This window comes from Geodermatophilus sp. SYSU D00708 (assembly GCF_054050115.1).
In genome coordinates, this window is the sequence record NZ_JBJGYS010000010.1 from 67,442 (window position 1) to 86,400 (window position 18,959).

At 75.3% G+C, this 18,959-nt stretch carries 17 protein-coding genes; 5 read left to right on the forward strand and 12 right to left on the reverse strand.

The genetic code is table 11. The features are described from left to right. The first annotated feature begins 21 nt into the window (after positions 1 to 21). A complete protein-coding gene (locus ACI79D_RS10735; protein ID WP_456918384.1) occupies positions 22 to 1,395 on the forward strand; it encodes a diacylglycerol/lipid kinase family protein in 1,374 nt (457 codons plus the stop codon). Positions 1,396 to 1,414: 19 nt separating this feature from the next. Here ACI79D_RS10735 and ACI79D_RS10740 read toward each other — a convergent pair whose 3' ends face one another. The 4 genes from ACI79D_RS10740 to ACI79D_RS10755 all read right to left on the reverse strand — a co-directional run bounded on the left by ACI79D_RS10740 (position 1,415) and on the right by ACI79D_RS10755 (position 6,001). Then, the gene (locus tag ACI79D_RS10740) at positions 1,415 to 3,178 is read right to left on the reverse strand and encodes a SulP family inorganic anion transporter (RefSeq protein WP_456918385.1); all 1,764 of its coding nucleotides are present in this window, start codon (positions 3,176 to 3,178) and stop codon (positions 1,415 to 1,417) included. A gap of 10 nt (positions 3,179 to 3,188) precedes the next feature. Then, on the reverse strand, positions 3,189 to 3,422 hold the full coding sequence (locus ACI79D_RS10745; RefSeq protein ID WP_456918386.1) for a three-helix bundle dimerization domain-containing protein: 234 nt from the start codon (positions 3,420 to 3,422) through the stop codon (positions 3,189 to 3,191). A gap of 113 nt (positions 3,423 to 3,535) precedes the next feature. Beyond that, the gene (locus ACI79D_RS10750) at positions 3,536 to 4,255 is read right to left on the reverse strand and encodes a CPBP family intramembrane glutamic endopeptidase (protein ID WP_456918388.1); all 720 of its coding nucleotides are present in this window, start codon (positions 4,253 to 4,255) and stop codon (positions 3,536 to 3,538) included. Between the two features lie 18 nt (positions 4,256 to 4,273). After that, entirely contained in the window at positions 4,274 to 6,001 is a 1,728-nt protein-coding gene (locus tag ACI79D_RS10755) for an alpha/beta hydrolase (RefSeq protein ID WP_456918389.1), read from the reverse strand. 105 nt (positions 6,002 to 6,106) lie between these two features. Between ACI79D_RS10755 and ACI79D_RS10760 the strand changes: the two genes are divergently transcribed. After that, positions 6,107 to 8,092 carry an alpha/beta-hydrolase family protein gene (locus ACI79D_RS10760; protein ID WP_456918391.1) on the forward strand — a complete coding sequence of 662 codons (1,986 nt, stop codon included), beginning with the start codon at positions 6,107 to 6,109 and terminating at the stop codon, positions 8,090 to 8,092. Positions 8,093 to 8,173: 81 nt separating this feature from the next. Beyond that, the gene (locus tag ACI79D_RS10765; protein WP_456918392.1) at positions 8,174 to 8,665 is read left to right on the forward strand and encodes a hypothetical protein; all 492 of its coding nucleotides are present in this window, start codon (positions 8,174 to 8,176) and stop codon (positions 8,663 to 8,665) included. Positions 8,666 to 8,680: 15 nt separating this feature from the next. Here the strand turns inward: ACI79D_RS10765 and ACI79D_RS10770 are convergent, their stop codons facing one another. The 5 genes from ACI79D_RS10770 to ACI79D_RS10790 form a co-directional block, all read right to left on the reverse strand. Next, positions 8,681 to 9,745: a YeiH family protein gene (locus ACI79D_RS10770; protein ID WP_456918393.1), complete on the reverse strand. Its 1,065-nt coding sequence runs from the start codon at positions 9,743 to 9,745 to the stop codon at positions 8,681 to 8,683. Further along, a complete protein-coding gene (locus tag ACI79D_RS10775; protein ID WP_456918394.1) occupies positions 9,742 to 11,046 on the reverse strand; it encodes an MFS transporter in 1,305 nt (434 codons plus the stop codon). Before ACI79D_RS10775 ends, ACI79D_RS10770 begins: the two co-directional genes overlap by 4 nt. Positions 11,047 to 11,203: 157 nt before the next feature. Further along, on the reverse strand, positions 11,204 to 12,256 hold the full coding sequence (locus tag ACI79D_RS10780; RefSeq protein WP_456918395.1) for a 3-keto-5-aminohexanoate cleavage protein: 1,053 nt from the start codon (positions 12,254 to 12,256) through the stop codon (positions 11,204 to 11,206). Between the two features lie 32 nt (positions 12,257 to 12,288). Continuing rightward, positions 12,289 to 13,203 (reverse strand): TauD/TfdA dioxygenase family protein, encoded by a 915-nt coding sequence (locus ACI79D_RS10785; protein ID WP_456918396.1) that lies wholly within the window; start codon positions 13,201 to 13,203, stop codon positions 12,289 to 12,291. A gap of 50 nt (positions 13,204 to 13,253) precedes the next feature. After that, entirely contained in the window at positions 13,254 to 14,243 is a 990-nt protein-coding gene (locus ACI79D_RS10790; RefSeq protein WP_456918397.1) for a quinone oxidoreductase family protein, read from the reverse strand. A 211-nt stretch (positions 14,244 to 14,454) separates the two neighbouring features. Here ACI79D_RS10790 and ACI79D_RS10795 point away from each other — a divergent pair, with 211 nt between their 5' ends. Continuing rightward, complete coding sequence (locus ACI79D_RS10795; RefSeq protein WP_456918398.1) at positions 14,455 to 15,468, forward strand: AraC family transcriptional regulator; 1,014 nt, start codon at positions 14,455 to 14,457, stop codon at positions 15,466 to 15,468. An 18-nt stretch (positions 15,469 to 15,486) separates the two neighbouring features. Here ACI79D_RS10795 and ACI79D_RS10800 read toward each other — a convergent pair whose 3' ends face one another. The 3 genes from ACI79D_RS10800 to ACI79D_RS10810 all read right to left on the reverse strand — a co-directional run bounded on the left by ACI79D_RS10800 (position 15,487) and on the right by ACI79D_RS10810 (position 17,759). Continuing rightward, the gene (locus tag ACI79D_RS10800) at positions 15,487 to 16,749 is read right to left on the reverse strand and encodes a cation:proton antiporter domain-containing protein (protein ID WP_456918399.1); all 1,263 of its coding nucleotides are present in this window, start codon (positions 16,747 to 16,749) and stop codon (positions 15,487 to 15,489) included. A 28-nt stretch (positions 16,750 to 16,777) separates the two neighbouring features. After that, positions 16,778 to 17,335 carry an LURP-one-related/scramblase family protein gene (locus ACI79D_RS10805; RefSeq protein WP_456918401.1) on the reverse strand — a complete coding sequence of 186 codons (558 nt, stop codon included), beginning with the start codon at positions 17,333 to 17,335 and terminating at the stop codon, positions 16,778 to 16,780. Between the two features lie 121 nt (positions 17,336 to 17,456). Beyond that, positions 17,457 to 17,759 carry a hypothetical protein gene (locus tag ACI79D_RS10810; RefSeq protein WP_456918402.1) on the reverse strand — a complete coding sequence of 101 codons (303 nt, stop codon included), beginning with the start codon at positions 17,757 to 17,759 and terminating at the stop codon, positions 17,457 to 17,459. Positions 17,760 to 17,954: 195 nt separating this feature from the next. On the opposite strand from ACI79D_RS10810, the gene ACI79D_RS10815 reads away from it, so the two are divergent. Further along, on the forward strand, positions 17,955 to 18,905 hold the full coding sequence (locus tag ACI79D_RS10815) for a YhjD/YihY/BrkB family envelope integrity protein (RefSeq protein ID WP_456918403.1): 951 nt from the start codon (positions 17,955 to 17,957) through the stop codon (positions 18,903 to 18,905). Positions 18,906 to 18,959 lie beyond the last annotated feature (54 nt).

Below are 18,959 nucleotides of genomic sequence, written 5' to 3' on the forward strand. Positions count from 1 at the left end.
GACGGCCCAGGGAGGTGTGCGGTGGGTTCGGTGCGTGCCCGGCGGTGGTGGGCGCGGGGCGCCCTGGTCCTGGTCGCCGCCGCCTTCCTGCTCCTCCTGTCCTTCGCCGGGGATGGCGGCCTGTGGCTGGTGCTGCTGACCGTCGCGGCCGTCGTTGTCGTCGTGGCCGCGGGCTTCTGGGTCCTGCTGCACCGCGGGCCGGTGCGCTGGCTCGCGCTCGCCCTGGCCCTGGGCGCGCCGGTGGCGCTGGTCGTGGTCTTCGCGGTCGCCGGCCTGCTGTGGGTGGCGGTCGTGGCCGCGGTGCTGCTGGCCGTGGGGGTGGCCGCGGCGCACACCGCGCTGGCCCCGGACCGGTCGGAGTGGGTGCTGCCGGTGACCGAGGTCCCCCCGCCCCGGCGCCCGTTCGTGGTCATGAACCCGCGCTCGGGCGGGGGCAAGGTCGGCCGGTTCCGGCTGCGGGAGCGGGCCGAGGAGCTCGGCGCGGAGGTGGCGCTGCTCGACCGGCCCGGCACCGACGTCCAGCAGCTGGCGCGGGACGCGCTCGCCCGCGGCGCGGACCTGCTCGGCGTGGCCGGCGGCGACGGCACGCAGGCGCTGGTGGCGCAGGTCGCCGCCGAGCACGGGGTGCCGTTCCTGGTGGTCAGCGCCGGCACCCGCAACCACTTCGCCCTCGACCTCGGACTGGACCGCCAGGACCCCGCCCGCTGCCTCGAGGCGCTGCGCGACGGGGTGGAGGCCCGGATCGACCTGGGCGAGGTCAACGGGCGGCCGTTCGTCAACAACGCCTCGTTCGGGGCGTACGCCGAGATCGTGGAGGACCCCGCCTACCGCGACGACAAGCGCGGCACCACCCTGGCGGCGCTGCCGGACCTGCTCAGCCGCCGGCGCGGCGCCCACCTGGTGGCCGAGGCCGGGGACGCGATCATCGACGCACCGCAGGCGCTGCTGGTGAGCAACAACCCCTACGAGGACTCCGACCTCGCCGGGATGGGCCGGCGCTCGCGGCTCGACCGCGGCGTGCTCGGCGTGATCGCGGTGCGGGTGGACACCGCGCGGCAGGCCGTCGGGCTGCTGCAGGGCGCCCACCGGCGCGGGATGCGGCGCGCGGAGACGCGGGAGGTGCTGGTGACCGCCGACGTCCCCGAGGTCCCGGTCGGGATCGACGGCGAGACGGTGCAGCTGTCCACGCCGGTCCGCTGCGTCGTCCGGCCGGGCGCGCTGCGGGTGCGGCTGCCGCGGGAGCGGCCGGGCATCCGGCCGCCGCGCGGGCGCCTGCACTGGGCGGCGCTCTGGCACCTGGCCCTCGGCCGCAGCGCCGCGGCCCCGCTTCCCAGGCCACGGACCGCGCCGGTGGGCGCGGACCCCACCCCTCCCCCGGCCCGGCGGGACGGCTGACCACGCCGCGCGCCCGGCCTCACGCCTGCACGTGGGGTGGCGGGTCCGGTCGCTGGAGGACCCCGCTCTCCACGTCCGGCGCCGGGCGGGGTGCCGGCCACGTGGCGCCGGTCTGCTGCTGGAAGGCGTCGACGGCGGCCTCGACCGTCGGGAAGAAGTGGTGCGGCTCGATCTCGCGGGTCAGCCCGTAGCGCTCGACCTTGCGCCGGACCGGGTCCTTGAGTTCGGCGAACACCAGGGTCTGACCGTGCTCGTCCAGCATCCGGTCGAGGTCGAACAGGACGTCGGCGGCCGTGGTGTCGACGTCGGTGATCGGCTCGGCGGCGACCAGGATCCACCGGGGCGCGGGCTCGGCGCGGGCGATGGCCCTGACCTCGTCGCGGAAGGTCTTGGCGTTGGCGAAGAACAGCGGCGCGTCGAACCGGTAGATCACCAGCCCCGGGAGCTGCCGCGCGTCCGGGTACGAGCGGACGTCGTGGTACCCGGCCACGCCGTCGGCCAGGCCGAGGACGGTCTGGTACGGGCGCCACGCCCGGCGGAAGACGTTGAGGATCGACAGGCCGACGGCGACTGCGATGCCGGGCAGGACGCCGAGCAGCGCCACCCCGGCGAACGCGACGAGCGACAGGCTGAACTCGACGCGCCGCTGGCGCCACAGGCGCGCGGTGCCGGGCACGTCGGCCAGGGAGAGGGACGCGGTGATCACCACCGCCGCCAGTGCCGCCTGCGGCAGGTCCCGGAACAGGCCCGGCAGGAACACGATCATCACGATGATGAGGACGGCGCCGGTGACCCCGGTCAGCTGCGAGCGCATCCCCGCGCGCTCGGCCACCGCGGTGCGCGAGGCGCTGGTGCTGACCGGGAAGCCCTGGAACAGGCCGGCGGCCAGGTTCGCCGCGCCGATGCCGACCATCTCCTGGTTGCCGCGCACCTCCTGGCCGGTGCGCTCGGCGAAGGACGACGCGGTGGAGATCGTGTCGGCGAGCGAGACCAGCGCGATCGCCAGCGCCCCGGCGAGCAGCGGTGCGACGTCGGACCAGGCGATCGCGGGGACGGTCAGCGGCGGGAAGCCCTCCGGCAGCACCCCGACCAGGCTCACGCCCCGCTGCCCCAGGTCGAAGGCGCTGCTCACGGCGATGGCCAGGACGACCATGACCAGCACGCCCGGCACCCGGGGCGCCCACCGGCGCAGCGCGAGGACCACCGCGATGCCGCCGATCCCGACCGCCGCGGCGGCCGGTACCGTCTCCCCCGCCGCGACCCCCCGGGCGAAGGCCACCACCTCCGCCAGCAGCCCGTCGGCGTCCACCGAGAACCCGAGCAGCTTGGGCAGCTGGCCGACCAGGATGGTCAGCGCCAGCCCGTTCATGTAGCCGATCATGGTCGGCTTGGAGAGCAGGTCGGCGACGAAGCCCAGCCCGGCCCAGCCCGCCGCGATCATCACCGCCGCGGTCATGATCGCCAGCATCGAGGCCAGCGCGACCGCCCGCTCGGGGTCCCCGCCCGCGGCCACCAGCGGCAGCACGGTCGCCGCGATCATCGGCCCCAGCGAGGAGTCGGGGCCGAGCACGAGGATGCGCGACGGGCCGAACAGCGCGTAGGCGAGCAGGCAGGTGATCGTCGTGTACAGGCCGGTGATCGACGGCAGCCCGGCGAGCTGGGCGTAGGCCATCCCCTGCGGCACCAGCAGCGTGGTGAGCACGACCCCCGCGACGACGTCCTTGACCAGCCACTGCCGGCGGTAGCCGGTCAGCGCGCGCAGGCCGGGCGGGACCGGGGTCATGGCCGCCCCCTCACCGGCCGCCGCGGTAGGTCTCCCGCACCCTCTTCTCCACCAGGATCGGGACGAACGCCTGCACCCGGGCGCCGGCGAACGCGGCCAGCGCCGCCACGGCCCGGTCGCGCACCTCCGCGGGGTCCGCGCCGTACTCGGCGGCGACCCGGGCCACCAGGACGTCGACGAACGACACCCCGAGAGGAAGCGGGTCGTCGTCCTCGGGGACGACCCCCGTCACGAGCGCGGTCACCGGCGCACCTCCTGGTCCCCGACGGCTCCGGCGGCGGACCGGTGTCACCGTGGCGGCGGCCGGGCCGGCCGGCATCACCCGCGGAGGGTGACCGCGCCCCCGGACGCCGCAGGTCAGCGTGCCGTCGCGTCCAGTTGCCGGGCGAGGAGGCCGAACAGGACGCCCAGGGAGTTGGTGGCCCAGTGCGCTCCCGCGCTCGCGACGACGCTGCCGCTGCGCCGGCGCAGCTCCCCGAAGACCAGGCCGCCGACCGTGGTGAAGGCGACGGTGGCGAGCACGACGACGCCGCTGCCCGCGTCCCCGACCGCGCCGGAGACGCCGCGGTTGGTGCTGCCGATGCCCAGCGCCGGGAAGACGTGCCACAACCCGAAGAGCACCGCGGTGGTGACCAGCACCTGCCACGGGCGGCAGTGGCGGGACAGGGCCCCCCACAGCACCGAGCGGAAGGCCAGCTCCTCGAGCAGCACCGTGCCCAGCGGGATGACCACCAGTGCGGTGCGCAGCGCGTCGGGCAGCGGGAGGTCGTAGCGCTCGTCCTGGAACGCCGGCCGGGTCAGCGGGAGCAGCACGCCGACCACGTAGACGCCGGCGACGACGGCGACCGCCCCGAGCGCCCAGCGGCAGCCCGACCGCAGCCGGTCCCGGCCCAGACCGAGCTGGGCCCAGGTCAGTCCGTCCAACCGCGCCCAGGCCAGCAGCGCGGCGCCCTGCAGCCCGCGCACCCACCAGGGCGGGTGCAGCAGGTGGTCGACGACGTCGACCGCGGCGATCGCGACGACGACGGCGCCGGAGAACAGGCGGTACCGCCGGCGGCGGGCGGCCGACGTCGTCACTCCCGCGGCCTGGGCACGTCAGCCGCCGCCGACCAGCTGCCGCAGCCGGTCGGTGTCGGCGTCGGTCCAGCCGGGCGGCTGGACCACCTCCGCCCACGCGTCCGCGTAGTCGGCCTCGTACTTGTGGCCGTGCCCGTCGGGCACCCCGGTCGAGAACACCAGGTCGGCCGTGACCTGCCAGAAGGTGACGAACGGCAGCCAGGCCATGTCCGGCGACACGTCCGGCCCGCGTGCGCCCTCGAGCCAGTCGGGTCGGCTCAGCAGCAGCCGCGGGGACCACCACACGATCGGGTCGGAGGCGTTCTGCAGGTAGACCACCCGGGGCGTCTCCCACGGGGCCGGCGGTGCGGCGAGGTCGGGCGCCTCGTCGGCGAACCGCGCGGTCCGGCCCTCGTCGTACACCGGCAGCCACTCCGGCGAGCCGGCGTCCCGGTCGGCCACCAGGCCGCGCCACAGCTCGTTGAAGTTCGGCGGCCCGGCCCACACCACCCCGGCGGTGCGGTTCTGGATGTCGGCCAGGCCGCTGAACGCGGCCTCGCCGCCGAAGGTCCCGAGGCTCTCCCCGAAGACGTACAGCTCCGGCCGGTCGTCCGGCGGCAGCTGCGCCCAGGTCCCGTACACGGCGTCGAACAGCGCCCGCCCGGCGTCCCGGGCCTTGGCCTGGTCGACGAGGAAGGACAGCCAGCTGGGCAGGTACGAGTACTGCATCGCCACCATCGCGCTGTCGCCGTTGAGCGCGTACTCCAGCGCGCCGCTGGCCGCCGGGTCGACCCAGCCGGTGCCGGTGGTGGTGACCACGACGAGGACCTCCCGGTCGAAGCCACCCGCTCGCTCGAGGTCGCGGACGGCCAGGGCCGCGCGGTCGCCCACGTCCTCGGCGGCCGCCAGGCCGGCGTAGGCGCGGACCGGCTGGCGCGCCGGGCGGCCGGAGAAGGCGGTGAGCTCCTCCGGCGTCGGCCCGGTGCCGACGAAGTTGCGCCCCTGCAGACCCAACTGGTCCCAGGGCACGAGCGACCCGGGGCTGCCCGACCGCTCGGGGATCGTGGGGCGGACGGCGCCCTCCTCCGTGCCGTCGTCCTTGACGCTGAACGTGGAGTTCATGGCCTCGACCAGCCCCTGGAAGAGGACGCCGTTGAGCAGGAAGACCAGCAGGACGACGACGGCGACGACCCCGAGCGGGCGGGCGACCCGCCCCGGCAGCGCCCGCCCCAGGACCCGGACCAGCCAGCGGGCCGCGCGCCGGACGATGCGGGCGATCGCGACCAGTCCGGCGAACACCAGCACCGCCACGACGACGATGCCGAGCGAGGAGAACCCCTCCGGCGGGTCCAGGCCCATGATCAGGTGGATCTGCCGCTGCCAGTACGCGCCGAAGCCCAGTGCGACCAGGACCAGCGCCGGCCCGGCGACGGCCAGCGCCCGCCAGGCGAGGCGCCGGGTCCCGGCGGAGAGCCGGCGTTCGGTGACCTCGGCGACGAACCAGGCGACCGCCACCCCTCCGCCGTAGCCGATGGCCGCGGTGATCCCGGCGATGAGGCCCTGCAGCAGCCAGCCCCGGGGCAGCAGCGACGGGGTGAGCGAGGCGCAGCCGAGCAGGACCGCGCCCACCGTCCCGCTCCACGTGTACCGCGGGAGCCACCGCGTCCACCGCCGGGCACGTCGCTGCGGGTCGGCCGGCGGCGCCGGCGGCGTGGACACGACGTCGGTGCGGTCGTCGGGGGGCCTGGTCACCGGTTCGGTCGTCATCGCCCGCTCCCCTCGGAGGAGGGACGACGCTACGGAGACCGCGGCGGGCGCAACTCCTACCAGGAGGATGAGCCGCGGACGCCGGCCCGCGGCCACCATCCGGCCATGGGACGAGCAGCAGCGCGCACGCGACGACGGATCCCGGTGCGGTGGCCGGCGCCGGGCTCCCCGCCGGACGTCGGGCTGGTGGTGGCCGCGGCGACGGCTCCCGGCACGTTCACCCCGTCGCTCTCGCCGCGCACCGCGCTCGACCAGGGCCTGGTGACCGGGCTGGCCACCGGGGTGCACTACCTGCTGTCGGTCGGGGCGCAGGACGTGCTGGTGGCCACCGCCCGTGTCCTCGCCGGGAGACGGTCCCCGGCCGCGCAGCGCGCCGCCACGATGGCGCTCGACTGCGCGGCCGTGCCCGCCGGGCTCGCCGTGCTCCGGGCCCTGCCGCCGCGGGCCGACGACACGCTGCGGGGAGCCGTGCGCCAGGCCGCCTGGCGGTTCGGTGCCGCCGGCCTCGGCGGCGCGCTGCTCGGCGGCGCCCAGCTCGGCACGCGTGCGCTCGACGATCGCCTCCGGCTCGGCGGACGCCTGGCCGCCGTCCCCCTGGCGGTCCCCGTCGGCCTCGGCGTCGCGTTCGCGCTGGACCGGCTGCGGGCGCGCGGGCACACGGAGAGCACCGACGGTCCCCCGGCCCCCTCGCCGTTGACCTCGCTGGCCGTCGCGTCGGGGATCGTCGGGTCCCTCGGCGGCGTCGCCTACGGCGAGCACGCCCTCACCGACCTCGCCGCCCGCCGGTTGGCCGCCGTCCTGCCCGGTCCGCCCGAGGTCTGGCGACTGGCCGGCCACGCGGGCTCCCTCGCCGGCCTGGGGCTCGGCGTCTCCACGGTGTGGCACCGGGCGATGCGGCGGATCGAGGCGCGGACGTCGGTCGACGTCCCGGTGCTCGAGCCGGGCGAGGGCGACCGGTGGGTGCCGCCGACGGTCAGCGGCGGCCCCGGCAGCCTGGTCGCCTGGGAGGGCATGGGGCGCGACGGCCGGCTGCACGCGCTGGCCTCGGTCCGCCCGCAGCCGCTCGAGGGACTCCCGGACGGCGTGCCGGACCTGTCGATCGAGACCGTCATGGGCACGCCGGCACGCGCCGCCCCCGTCCAGGTGTACGTCGGGCTGGACAACGCGCCCACCCCGCGGGCCCGGGTGGACCTCGCGATGGCCGAACTGGAACGGACCGGCGCGTTCGACCGGTCGCTGCTGGTCCTGGTCTCCCCGACCGGCACCGGCTACGTCAACTACGTCGCGGTGGCCGCGCTGCAGTACCTCGCGCTCGGCGACGTCGCCACGGTGACCCTGCAGTACTCGCGCCGACCGTCGCCGCTGTCCCTCGGGATGGTGCACACCGCGCGGGAGCAGAACCGGCTGCTGTGGCTGCGGGTCCTGCAGCGACTACGCGAGCGCCCGGGTCGCCGTCCGCGCATCGCGCTGTTCGGCGAGAGCCTCGGCGCGCACACCAGCCAGGACGTGTTCCTGCACTGGGGGACGCTCGGTCTCGACGCGATGGGGATCGACCGCGCGCTGTGGATCGGCACGCCGTACGGGAGCGGGTGGATGCGCCAGGTCACCCGCGGCGACCGCCTGGACGTGGACGCCGACGCCGTCGCCGTGGTCAACGACCACGCCCAGTACGCCGCCATCGTCGAGCAGCGGGGCCGCGCGCCGCGCTTCGTCCTGCTCAGCCACGACAACGACGGGGTGACGAAGTTCGGCCAGGACCTGCTCTGGTACCCCCCGGACTGGCTGGGCCCCGCGCGGCCACCGCTCGAGCCGGTCGCCGTCGGGAGCCCCCGCGGCATCCCGCCGGCCATGCGGTGGCGGCCGGTGACCTCGTTCTTCCAGGGCCTGGTGGACATGAAGAACGCGCAGACCTCGTCGGGGGCCTTCGCGGCGACGCAGCACGACTACCGCGCCGACCTGCCGCGCTTCCTCAGCAGCGTGTTCGGGTTGCCCGCCGACGAGGAGCAGCTCGTCCGGATCGAGGAGACCCTCATGCTGCGCGAGTCCGTGCGGGAACGGCTGTTCGCCGTCGTCCCCGGAGCCGTCGGCTGACGCTGAGCGCGGCCCGGCAGGTCGACACATCCTCCGGCCCGGACGGTGCGCGCCGCACCGGCACGGGTCGACCCTGCCGCCATGCGGGCGAGTCTGGAAGCGCACCTGGGGTCCCGGCAGGTCGGCAAGGTGGTCTACGGCTCGATCATCGGGCTGGCCCTGGTCGTGGCGATCGAGAAGCACCCGCCGGCGGCGTGGGTCATGGCCGTCTGGCTGCTCGGCACGGCCCTGGCGGTGGGGCTCGCCGAGGTCTACAGCGAGGTCGTCGGCGCGGAGACCAGCACCCGCAGGCCGGTCACCCGGCCGCAGTTCGGGCACATGGCCGAGGACGCCGCGGCGGTCGGCTTCGGCGTCGCCTTCCCCGCCGTGTTCTTCGTGCTGTCCGCGCTCGGGCTGCTCGAGGTCCACACCGCGTTCACCGTCGCCAAGTGGACCGGCCTGGGCCTGATCGGCTTCTACGGCTACTGGGCGGCCCGGTTCGCCGGCGCGGCGTCCCACCACGCGCTGCTCAAGGGCGCGCTCGTGGCGCTGATCGGGGCCGGGCTGATCGGGCTGAAGGCGCTGGTCCACTGACCGGCCCCGACCGGGTCACCCGCCCAGGAGCACCACGCCGGCGAGGGACACCCCGGCGACGAACAGGGTGGAGACCGCCGCGACGAGCAGCACCCGACCGCTGCCCCGGAACAGTGACGAGAGCCGGACGCCGACGCCCATCCCGAACAGCGCCGCCCCCAGCGTCGCCACCTGGACGTGCTCGACGACCGCCAGCACCCCCGCGGGGACCACCCCGGTGCTGCGCAGCGCGACGCAGGCGAGGAACCCGAGCACGAACAGCGGGACCAGCGGCGGCCGCTTCCCGGCCGGGCGCCGCTCGGGGTCGGCCATCCGGCGCCGGACGCTGACCGCCGCGACCACCGGCGCCAGCAGCAGCACCCGCGTCAGCTTGACCACGACGGCGACCCCCACGACCGCCGCGCCACCGGCGCCGGCTGCCGCGACGACCTGGCCGACCTCCTGGATGCTCGCGCCGGCCCAGATCCCGAACTGGACGTCGCTGAGCCCGAGCGGTCGCTGCAGCAGGGGCAGCAGCACCATCGCCACGGTGCCGAACAGGGTGACCATCGCGATGCCCACCGCGACGTCCTCCTCGTCGGCGCCCGCGGTCTCCTCCATGGCGGCGATGGCCGAGGCGCCGCAGATGGCGAAGCCGGTTCCGATCAGCAGGCTGCGCGCCCGGCCCAGCCTCGCCCGGTGGCCCAGCCACGTGGTGACCACGAGCGTGGCGACGAGGGTGCCCGCGACGAGCGCGATCGTGCCGGGCCCCAGCGCCACGATCGCCCCGAAGGACACCCCGAACCCGAGCAGCACGATGCCGGTCCGCAGCAGCCGCCGTGTCAGGTGGCTGAGTGCCGGCCGCGCCGCCGCGGGCAGCAGCCGGGTGTTGCCGGCGACCATCCCGAGCGCCACGGCCCAGGTGAGGACGCCGACCGCGGGCACCAGGTGGTGGGCCAGCAGCGCCGCGCCCAGGCCCCCTGCGGCGGCGAGCAGCCCCGGCCATCGGCGGGGCCGGGCCTGCTCGCCGGCGGCCGGGCCGTCCCCGGGACCCGCAGCTCCACCGGGCGGCGCGGGGACCGGGACGACGGCTGCGCTCACCGGGCGCTCGCGGCGTGCACCCGGGCGAGGCTCGCCGGGTAGGCCCGGCAGCCCAGGACCAGCGCGACCAGCGCGCCGGCTGCGGCCAGGGGCACCAGCTGCATCGCACCGACCAGGCCCAGCCGGTCGGCGAGGATGCCCGTGACCAGCGGTCCCGCGGCGAGCCCCAGCAGGCTGTTGGCCAGGGTGAGCACGCCGAACGCGGTCGCCCGGATCGACTCGTGGGTCAGGTTGGACACCATGGCGCCGGCCGGGCCGGTGGTGCCGGCGACGAAGAAGACGCCGACCGCCAGGAGCAGGAGCTGCCCCGCACCGGGCGCCAGGCTGAACCCGATCCCGAGGCAGACCAGCGACACGACGGAGTAGGCGATCGCCGACGTCCACTTGCGGATGGCCGCGCGCCGGCTCAGCCGGTCGGTGACCCAGCCGCACACGATCATGCCCAGGCCCATGGACAGGATGGCGACGGCGGCGACGGCGGCTGCCCGGTCCGGCGGCAGGCCGTAGGCGCGGTTGAGGTAGCTGGGCAGCCAGGCGAACAGCGAGCCGGCGATGAACAGCTGCAGGCCGCTGCCGACGTAGGCGCAGACCACCGACGGGGTGCTGACCAGCGTCCGCAGCCGCGCCCGGCCCCCCGTCGCCACCGGCTCGCCCTCGGCGGCGTCCGCGACGCGGTGCCGCGCGAGCTTCGCGTCGCTGACCAGCAGCCGGTAGAGGGCCACCAGGACCAGGCCGAGGACGGCCATGGCCGCGAACGACCAGCGCCAGCCGAACTGGACGGCCAGCCAGCCACCGAGCGCGACGCCGAGCACCGAGCCGAACGACCCCCCGGCCATGAACGCGCCGGTGAAGGACGCCCGGCGGTAGGCGGGGAACACGGCCAGGACCACGGCCAGCCCGACGCTGCCGTAGGCGGCCTCACCGACGCCGATGAAGACGCGGGCCAGGACCAGCTGCTCGTAGTTCGCCGCGACGGCGGAGCCGGCCGTGGCCAGGCTCCAGATCGTGGCCATGAGGACGATCGCGCGCCCCCGGCCCCAGCGGTCGCCGAGCAGGGACAGCGGGACGGCCAGCAGCCCGACGGTCAGCGCCACGACGCTGGTGAGCGCGCCGAGCTGCGTGTCGGTCAGCGCCCACTCCGCCTTCAGGAAGGGGAAGACGGCGGACAGGACCTGCCGGGACATGTAGTCCGAGAGCAGCAGGGCGAACGTGAGGGCGAAGACCACCCAGGGGAACACCCGGCGGGACCGGGGTGAGGGGGCCGGGCCGGCGACGGGGCCCTCGGCGAGCAGCGATGTCATGGCGACGCTCCAGTGCGACGGAGGGTAGGACGCCGTGCCCCGTTCCGGCGTGCGCGTGGACGCGGTCGACGGGGGACGCGGCGTCCGCCGTCGACGACGGGCGGGGGGTGCGCACCCGGAGGCGCGCACCCCCGCGGACGGTCGTCGGACCGTCGGGTCAGGCGTGGTGCAGGAAGCCGACCTGGCCGGGCCTGCGGTTCGGCGGGTAGCCGAGCCTGGCCAGCGCCTCGTCGGCGCTGCCCCAGTACTCGCCGAGCCGGTAGAGTTCGCGGGCTTCCTTGCCGGTGGCGACCTCGCGGCCGAGCTCGTTCGCGATCCGCACCAGCTGGCGGACGGCGTCCGCGGAGGTGCACTTCTCGCCGAGCCGGCCCCAGAGGGTGTCCTCGTTGCCGCAGCGGGTGTGCAGGCCGAGGGCGATCGCCATCGTGTTGATCGGCAGGACGTTGCGCATGATGCTCTCGAGCGTCAGGGACGCGCCGTCGGGCACCCGGCGGACGAACTCCATCATCGTGTAGGGGTTCGGCCCGTCGAAGCCGCCGCCGATGGCCACCCAGGTGATGTTCAGCGGGCCGGTGTAGACCCCGCGGCGGACCAGCCGCTCCACGGTCTCCAGCTGCGCGGAGTGGGCCAGCTGGAAGTGCGGCTGGATGCCGTTCGCGACCAGGCGCCGGAGGTGCTCCTCGACCCACGCCGGGCTCGCCGGCACCTCCATGTTGCGGTAGGTCTCGTAGAGCTCGGGGCGCTGGAACGAGGTGCCGGCGACGTCCGAGTCGGTCATCAGCTCGACGATGTTCATCTGCGAGGTGTTGATCGCGATGGTCACCTGGTCGGGCTTCGGGTCGAGCTCGGCGAGCATGTGCCGGGTGTCGTCCGAGAGCCACTTCGCGTCGGCCCCGTCGCCCTCGGGGGCGAAGGAGATCGAGCCGCCGACCTGCAGGACCATCTCCGGCACGGCCTCGCGCAGCCGGCGCAGCAGCTCGTTGAACTGGGACAGCCGCTTGGAGCCCTTGCCGTCGAGCTCGCGCACGTGGATGTGCAGCACCGTGGCGCCGGCCTCCCAGCAGTCCACGGCCTGCTGGACGTGCTGGTCCATGGTCAGCGGGATGTCCTCGGGGAAGTCGGCCGGCTCCCACTCCGGCCCGTAGGGGGCCGCGGTGATGACCAGCTTCTCCTGGTTCTCGGGGAACAGGGCGTCGTCGAGGAAGTGCACGGCAGTTCTCCTGGGGATCGAGGGGATGCGGGTCAGAACTGGGCGCCGACGATCCCGGCGCGCTCCATCTTGCGGACGCCGGGCCAGTAGTCCTGGACGGCGTAGTGCTGGGTGCAGCGGTTGTCCCAGATGGCGAAGCTGTTCTCCGTCCACCGCCAGCGGACCTGGTACTCCGGGACCGCCGCCTGGCGGATCAGGAGGTTGAGCAGCTCGCTTGCACCGGGCGAGTAGTCGAAGCCGAAGCGCACGTTCTCCGGCGTGTGGTAGTTGACGAAGTGCGTCGTGAACGCGTTGACGAAGAGGAACTCCTCCCCCGTCTCCGGGTGGGTCCGTACCACGGGGTGCTCGGCGTCGGGGAACCGGGCGTGCAGGGCGCGCCGCTGCTCGTCGGGCATCGCTGCCCCGAAGCTGGCCTCGATGCTGTGCCGCGCGCGCAGGCCGGCGATCCGCTCCTTCACGTGCCCGGGCAGCCGCCGGTAGGCCTCGGCCATGTTCACCCAGATGGTGTCGCCGCCGACCGGGGGCGTCTGCACGCAGCGGAGCACCGAGCCCAGGGGCGGGACCTCGCGCCAGGTGGCGTCGCAGTGGAAGGCGTTCTCGTAGTGCTCGGGCGGGCTGTCGAGGTCCTTGTAGATCCGGACCAGGCCGGGGTGGTCGGGGTCGCTGCCGGCGACCGGGTGGTCCTCGAGCGGCCCGAACCGCTCGGCCAGCGCGACGTGCTCGGCGCGGGTGATGTCCTGGTCGCGGACGAAGAGGACCTTGTACTCCAGCAGCAGCGCCCGGAGCGTGGCGAACAGATCGTCGTCCCGGGACGCCTCGGCGAGGCTGACGCAGCGCAGCTCGGCGCCGATGGTGGCGGTCAGGGGGACCACCTCGACGGCGCGGGACCCGACGTGGAACGACGGCAGCGGCCGCCGGTGGTCGGCGGGGGCGAGGACGGTGGTCATGGCGTTTCTCCTGTCTCGGTGGGGGGTGGGGTGGGACGGGGGCGGCGGGCTCACGCGGCGACCGACCCCAGGCAGAAGACCGACGAGCCGACGCTGCGGCCGGACTCGAGGTCGCGGTGGGCCGAGACGGCGTCCTCGAGGGCGTAGCGCTGGTTGATCTCGACGGTGATCCGGCCGGAGACGACGTGGTCGAACAGCTCACCGGCCAGGGCCGCCCGCTCGGCCGGGTCGGCGATGTAGTCGGCCAGGGCGGGGCGGGTCACGAACAGCGACCCCTTGACCGCCAGCTGCATCGCGTCGATCGGCGGGACGGGCCCGGACGACGTCCCGAAGCACACGAGCAGGCCGCGCCGGCGCAGCGAGTCCAGGGAGGAGGCGAACGTGGTCGCGCCGATGCTGTCGAAGACGACCGGGACGCCCGCCCCGTCGGTGAGCTCGCGCACCCGGGCCGCGACGTCCTCGCGCGGGTGGACGATGGTGTGCGCGCAGCCGTGCGCCCGGGCGATCTCGGCCTTCTCGTCGGTGGAGACGGTGCCGATCACGTCGACGCCGAGCAGCCGGGCCCACTGGGTGAAGAGGAGCCCCACCCCTCCGGCCGCGGCGTGCAGGAGGACGGTCGTCCCGGGCTGCAGGTCGGTGATCCTCCGCAGCAGGTAGCCGCAGGTCAGCCCGCGCATCGTCATGGCGGCCGCGGTCTCGGCCGGGATGGCGTCGGGCAGCGGGATCAGCGGGGCGGTGTCCATGACCCGCTCGGTGCTGTAGGCGCCCAGCGGGCTGCCGGTGTAGGTCACCCGGTCCCCCGGCGCGAAATCGGTGACGCCGGGCCCGACGGCCTCGACCACGCCGGCGGCCTCCACACCCATCCCGGCCGGGAGCGCCGCCGGGTAGAGCCCGCTCCGGAAGTAGGTGTCGGCGAAGTTGAGCCCGACCGCCTCGTGGCGGACCCGCGCCTGCCCGGGGCCGGGCTCGCCGACCGGGAGGGACTCCCAGCGCAGCACCTCCGGGCCGCCGGTCTCGTGGAAGCGGATGCCCTGGGCCATGACGGTCTCTCCTTCTCGCGGGCACGCGACGGCACGGCGGGGGCGCGTGCGGGTGGGTCCCGGCGGTGCGGGGGGTCTCCGCCGCCGTGCGGGAGGCGGTCCGACCGCTCTCTCCAATGCCGAGAACTGTGGCAGGCGCCACCGCCCGGGGCTGTACCGATCCGGACAGAGGTCTTAGCCTGTTCGGACACCCCTGCCGAGTGGAGCCCGGATGACCCCCTCGGTCCGCAGCGCGACGCTCGACGGGTACGTGGGTCTGGCACGCTCCTGCGGGCTCGACCCGGCTCACCTGCTGCGGGAGGCGGGGCTGGACGTCGCCGACCTCGCCGTCCCGGACACGTGGCTCCCCGCCGCGGCGGTCGCGCGGCTGCTGGAGCGCTCGGCCCGCCTGTCCGGCCGTGCGGACTTCGGTCTGCGGCTGGCCGGCCTGCGGAGGCTGGCCACGCTGGGGCCGCTGAGCGTGGTGCTGCGCCAGGAGCCCCGGCTGCGCGACGCGCTGGCCCTGCTCATCCGGTACGAGCACAGCTACAACGAGGCGCTGCGGTTGCGGCTGGACGAGGGCGGTGACCTGGCGACCGTGCGGCTGTGGTTCGAGTTCGGCGAGCCCGCGCCGACCCGGCAGGCGCTGGAGCTGGCGACCGCGGCGCTGCTGGGGATCGTCCGCGAGCTGCTCGGCGACCGGTGGGAGCCGCTGACGGTGTGCTTCTCCCACGGGGCGCCGGCCTCGGCCGCTGCGCACCACGCCGTCCTCGGGCCGCGGCTGCAGTTCGGTCACGCGTTCACCGGGCTCGTCTTCTACGCCGGCGGCCTCGACGCCGCGAACACCGCGGTCGACCCGCTGCTGCGGCCCTACGCGCGGCGGTTCCTCGAGGTGCTCGGCAGCCCGCGGGCCCCGACGGCCACCGGCCAGGTCCGCGAGCTGGTCGAGATGCTGATCCCGCTCGGCCGCTGCTCCACCGCGCAGGTCGCGCGCAGCCTCGGGGTGACCCAGCGGACCCTGCACCGGCACCTGGCAGCCGAGGGCGAGTCGTTCTCCGGGATCGTGCACGCGACGCGGGAGGCGCTGGCCGAGCGCTATCTCGCGGCCGAGCGGTACTCGCTGACCGAGGTCTCCGAGCTGCTGGGGTTCACCGCGCCCAGCGCCTTCTCCCGGTGGTTCCGCGCGCGCTCCGGCGTCAGCCCCACCGAGTGGCGCTCCCGGGCGCAGCAGCTGCCGCCGGGCTGAGCGGCTCCCGCCGGCCGCTCACACGCGATGGGGGTGGCGACGACGTGGCAGTCCGCGCACCGGCAGGTCGGGGACCGGGCCGCCGGGCTCAGGGCAGCGCGCCGCGGCGCTGCGGCCGTAGCGCGCCGCCAGCGGCGCGGCGCTGACCCCGTGGGCGAGGACGCTGAGGAGGACGGTGCCGGCGATGACCGCCACGGCCTCGTCGGCGGCCGGCCCCAGGTCCTCGAGCGCCAGCAGGGCGAACACCAGGGACGCCAGGCCGCGGGGGCCGAACCAGCCGATGAACGCGACGGTGGGCCGGTCCAGACCGGAGCCGATCAGCGCCAGGGTCACCGGGACCATCCGCACGACGGTCAGGCTGAGCACCGCGTACAGCGCCACGCTCCAGGTCCCGCGGTCGAGCAGGATCGGGACCGCGACTGCGCCGAAGGCCGACCACACCAGCAGCGACACCAGGGCGCCGGTCTGCTCGGTGAAGACCAGCTCGGCGGGGCCGCGCGGGCCGGTCCTCGCGGCGAAGGCCAGCCCGCCGCAGAACGCCGCGACGAACCCGTTGCCGTGCACGGCCAGCGCCGCCGCGTAGGCGGTGAGGGCCAGCGCGAGCACGGCGGGCCCCGCGAAGTCCTCCGCGACCCATCCCCGGTCACGCGCCCGGCGCAGCAGCTCCCCGCCGGCCGCGCCGACGGCCACCCCCGCGAACACGCCGACCGCCAGCTCGAGCAGCGCCGGCGCCAGCCCGGGGGCCTCCGCACGCCCCTCCGCCGACGACGCCCCGGCGACCGCGAACACGACGACGGGCGTGGCTATCCCGTCGTTGAGCCCGCTCTCCACGTTGATCAGCCGCCGCACCCGGGACGGCACCGCCGGGTTGGTCACCACCGGGGTCCCGAGCGCGGCGTCGGTGGGTGCCAGGGCGGCGCCGACCAGCAGGGCGAGCCACGGTCCGAGATCGGGGAACAGCCCCGCCGCGAGCCCCCAGCCGGCGACCACGGTCATCGGCAGGCCGATCGCGAGCAGCCGGACGTAGCGCCCGGCGTCGGAACGCAGGTCGTGGACCCGGACGCGCGCGGCATCGGCGAAGAGCACCCAGACGAGGGTGACCTCGACCAGCGGCTTGAGGGTCTCCGGAGCGGTGGTGGCGTCGACCAGCCCGGCCGCGGCCAGCAGGGCGCCGAGCAGCACGAACACGATCGGAGCGCTCAGGTCCGCGCGCTCCAGCCGCGCCGACACCACGCCCCACAGGAAGACCGCCGCGGCCACGACGAGGACGGCCGTCTCCACGGTCGGCTGCCCTCAGCGCCGACGGTCGTCAGCGCCCTTCGTGCGCCATCGCGTCGATGGCGACCGTGGCCGCCAGCACGACCACCGGGTCCTGGCCGGGGGCGACCTCCACGCCGTAGGTGTCGGCGAGCCGGAACCACCTCTTCGACACGGTGGCCACCGGGGTGCGGCCGTCGGTGAAGGTGTACTCGTGGTCGAGGACGTTGCCCTGGACCTCCAGGTCCGGTCCGTTCTCGACCGTGACGGCCCAGCGGTCCCGCAGGGGGGTGACGAGTGCCTCCCGGACCATCGCGAGCCGGTGGCCGTCGGGGTCCTCGATCTCCATCGAGTCCCTGAGCCGGGCCACCCGTTCCTGGATCTTCGCCAGCGCGCGACCGTCCGCGTCCTCGAAGACCAGGGTCTTGCGCAGCCGGAGCGCCTTGCCGTCCACCTTGTAGACCCGCTGCCCCGTGTCGTCCTCGATCCAGAAGTCGTCGCCGATCGACATGAGCCGCTGGCGCATCCGATAGTGGGCCGCACCGCGCCGCTCCTCGTGCCGCTCGTCGCGTCGTTCCTCGCGTCGCTCCGCCCGTCGACCTCGCAGCATGTCCGCCACCCTCCGTCGTCCGAGTGTCGAGCGTCCCGCCGGGACACCGGCATCACCTCGTCCGCTCCGGGCGACCCCGCGACGACCCGGCCGCGCCGCGACCAGGGGCCACGGTCGGCGGTCAGGCCTTCACGAGCCCCTCTCCGAAGTCGTGCAGGATCCGGAAGTGCTCCTGCTGTACGAGCAGGTGCCCGACGCCGATGGCCGCAGCGACGGGCCACTCGATGACGCCGACCGCGGCCAGCGTGGCCAGCCCGCCGAACCAGACGAGGCTGTCCAGCGGCGGCAGCCGCACGGTGCCGAGAACGGGGAGGGGCACGTTGACGGTGTTGCCCTGCAGCGCCCGCAGCAGCGCGCCGTGACCGATCCGGAGGGTCTGCGCGACCACGGCGGCGTCGGCCGACCCCGTCGATACCTGATCCACTGTCGTGACCACTGGCTCGTCCTCTCACTCGGCCGCGGTCGGGACCGGTCGGAATGATGCTGCCGTCAGAGGGGCGGGGCCTCCTCCGCCCGGGGTGAGTCGCCGGGCCGCCGCAGCGGGTCGGGTCATCCCCGCGGGGGGACGCCGGTCGGTACCGGTGAGCTCCTACCGTCGGCTGCGGCGGAGGAGGCGGTCGTGGCCCAGCAGAGCCCCAGCCCGGCGGGCACCACCGGGGTCGGTGCCGCGTCCCGCACCCTGCGCCGGCTGGAGACGACACTGCTGGGCCGCTCCGTCGGCTCCTTCATGGCCCTCCAGGGGATCGACCGGGCGACCGCCATCGCCGCCCAGGCCTTCACCGCGCTGATCCCGCTGGTCCTGCTCGCCTCCGGGCTGGCACCGTCCGACCACCGCGACCTGGTCGCCGACCTCCTCATCCGCAAGTTCACCCTGGAGGGCTCGGCCGCCGACGCGGTGCGCGAACTCTTCGCGCACCCCTCCGCAGCCTCCACCGGCGTGTTCAGTGTGGTGCTCCTCGTGTTCTCCGGCGTCTCGCTGACCCGGCGGATGCAACGGATGTACCAGGACGCCTGGCAGCTCCCGCCGCGCCGCGGGGTCCGGGGCTCGCTCAACGCCGCCGCCGCCCTGGCCGTCCTGCTGGTGGAGCTGAGCCTGCTCCTCCTGCTCCGCACGCTGGTCGGCGCCCTGCCGGCCGGGTGGGCGCTGGGCGGGACGATCTCGGTCCTGGGGAGCCTGCTGCTCTGGACGACCATCCCGTGGCTGCTGCTGGACCGGCGGGTCTCCTGGCGCCGGCTGCTGCCTACCGGGGCGCTCACCGCCGCCTGCGCGGGGGTCTACGCCCTCGCCACCACGGTCTACATGCCCCGGCTGATGTCCACCTACAGCCTGCGGTACGGGTTGTTCGGCGTGACGCTGGCGCTCATCGGGTGGCTGCTGTGCATCGCCTTCATCTTCGTCGGGACGACGATCCTGGCCGCCGAGTTCGACCGGGCCCCGGACCGCTGGGCCGTGCGCCTGCGCAACCGGCTCGGTCTGGGACGGCGGGTCGGTGAGCCCGCGGCCGCGGTCGCCCCCGGGTCGGCGGACGGCGAGCCCACACCCGGGGACCTGCGCTCCCTGAGCGGCTGACCCCGCCTCGGGCGACACCAGCCCCCGATCCCCGGGAAGCCGGGGATCGGGGCC

What these genes read in the sequence shown, in the direction of transcription:
- ACI79D_RS10760 (WP_456918391.1), top strand. Translation starts at nt 6,107, where the DNA reads ATGGGACGAGCAGCAGCGCGCACGCGACGACGGATCCCGGTGCGGTGG.
- ACI79D_RS10775 (WP_456918394.1), bottom strand. Translation starts at nt 11,046, where the DNA reads ATGACATCGCTGCTCGCCGAGGGCCCCGTCGCCGGCCCGGCCCCCTCA.
- ACI79D_RS10795 (WP_456918398.1), top strand. Translation starts at nt 14,455, where the DNA reads ATGACCCCCTCGGTCCGCAGCGCGACGCTCGACGGGTACGTGGGTCTG.
- ACI79D_RS10755 (WP_456918389.1), bottom strand. Translation starts at nt 6,001, where the DNA reads ATGACGACCGAACCGGTGACCAGGCCCCCCGACGACCGCACCGACGTC.
- ACI79D_RS10765 (WP_456918392.1), top strand. Translation starts at nt 8,174, where the DNA reads ATGCGGGCGAGTCTGGAAGCGCACCTGGGGTCCCGGCAGGTCGGCAAG.
- ACI79D_RS10805 (WP_456918401.1), bottom strand. Translation starts at nt 17,335, where the DNA reads ATGCTGCGAGGTCGACGGGCGGAGCGACGCGAGGAACGACGCGACGAG.
- ACI79D_RS10740 (WP_456918385.1), bottom strand. Translation starts at nt 3,178, where the DNA reads ATGACCCCGGTCCCGCCCGGCCTGCGCGCGCTGACCGGCTACCGCCGG.
- ACI79D_RS10785 (WP_456918396.1), bottom strand. Translation starts at nt 13,203, where the DNA reads ATGACCACCGTCCTCGCCCCCGCCGACCACCGGCGGCCGCTGCCGTCG.
- ACI79D_RS10790 (WP_456918397.1), bottom strand. Translation starts at nt 14,243, where the DNA reads ATGGCCCAGGGCATCCGCTTCCACGAGACCGGCGGCCCGGAGGTGCTG.